The sequence below is a fragment of the Okeania sp. SIO3I5 genome (assembly GCF_010672085.1).
In the GTDB taxonomy this organism is placed as follows: domain Bacteria; phylum Cyanobacteriota; class Cyanobacteriia; order Cyanobacteriales; family Microcoleaceae; genus Trichodesmium.
Genome location: NZ_JAAHHT010000514.1, coordinates 1 through 1573 on the forward strand (window position 1 = coordinate 1; position 1573 = coordinate 1573).

At 40.2% G+C, this 1573-nt stretch carries 1 pseudogene; it reads right to left on the minus strand.

The features are described 5' to 3' along the window. Nucleotides 1-11: 11 nt before the first annotated feature. Nucleotides 12-1314, minus strand: a pseudogene (gene iscB, locus F6K40_RS40125) (RNA-guided endonuclease IscB). Nucleotides 1315-1573 lie beyond the last annotated feature (259 nt).

Genomic DNA, 1573 nt, shown 5'->3' on the forward strand with positions numbered 1-1573 from the left:
TCTGTCAAGTCCTAGACGGCATTTTCCTCGACATTTATAGACAATTGTGGACAAAATGTATAGGTATAACCGTCTTTTTTATGTACAACTTTTAATTTGCTGACATGAACACTTTTAGCTTTTTGTCCAGGCACTGTGAAATTAAAACTATTTGATGAAAGAGCGAGGATTAACTCTACCCACTTCCCCTGTCTCAATATTTAAAGCTAAATCTCCACTATTCCAACCTTTTATCGGTTTGAGTGGGTTGTACCTTATGGGGTATCCATATTTATTCACCGCTGCTTTCTGTCTACCTCCTTGTCCTTTGCAAATAGCAACTAAAGCTTGGGTGGTGTGGAAATTTAACTGATTTACTTCACCTACGCACGCAGCGTCTATGCAGTGCGCTTTGGGCAGCTTATGTTTTCTGCGGTTAAATTTTGTTTGTCCCCCGCTAGATGTGATTACTCTCAACCCAGTAGTCTTTAAGGTGTTGAATAATTTCCACCGAGACGAATTAACCGCTGCTGCATCTTTTAAAGGGGATCTGGCCTGGGTAAGTATTCGCCTTAATAATTCTGGTTTCCCAGATAAGAATTCCTTGACATCTCGGTTGCTCTTGAGTTGATTGCATTTAGTACAGGCCACAGTTAAGTTAGATACTCGGTCTGAGCCTCCTTTCGATCTGGGGTGGATATGTTCTATTTCTAGTGGTGTATTTGTTTGACCACAATAAGCACATTGACGACCCCATTTTTCTAACAAATATTCTCTTAGCTCGTATCCCGCCAGCTCCCCTTGCTGATATTGATATCCTGTAATTTCTGGATTTTGTATTAATTGAGTATCAAAGCGAACCAGTTCCATTGAGATTGATTCGACAGGACAAAACTTAATTAATCGTTTGACCCAAGTCATAATAGTTTCAACTCTGTGCATTAGAGAGGGTGCTAACCAATCTTTAGGCTTCTTTTTGTTCGGGTTACCTGGTTTACGGTATCTAAGATTTTTTGTTCTTCTTGCCCTCCTTCTCTGAGAACGCTTTTGCAGTTTTTCGGAAATTAAGGAACCTCGGTGTTGAATTTCCAACATCCATATCACCTGAAAGCCATCTAATAAAGCTATTCCGGTAAATTTTGAGCCTGGGTCAATCTTCAGAATTAAAGATTTTTCTACAGGTTCAACAGCTTTCTTGAGAATCAAAGTAAATGGAAAGCGTCGCCAGACAGAAGCTTTACCCGAATTGAGCAACCTACGAGCCACTGAAGGCTTGCAAGGTTGTAATGGTTTTTTGCTTGTATCTATGACAAAAACGTAATTTGTATTAGACATTGTGGTGTCTAGTCCTTTTCAGTAAAGTGTTCCTCGATTATGTTGGCCAAGCTTGTCGATGCCCTAAACACTATCGGTACAAAACCTACTTCCGATTGGCGCTATTACACGCTGTCCTTAATTTAGAGCGACCAGCATATATGCTGGAGTTCACATATTGTGGTCGTGACCTGCCAACGTAGTCAATTAAGACTTAATCTGCAACCTTTGAGAGACAATTCCTAAAAATGTCTAGGATTGGCTAGGTTTTTCAAAGGTG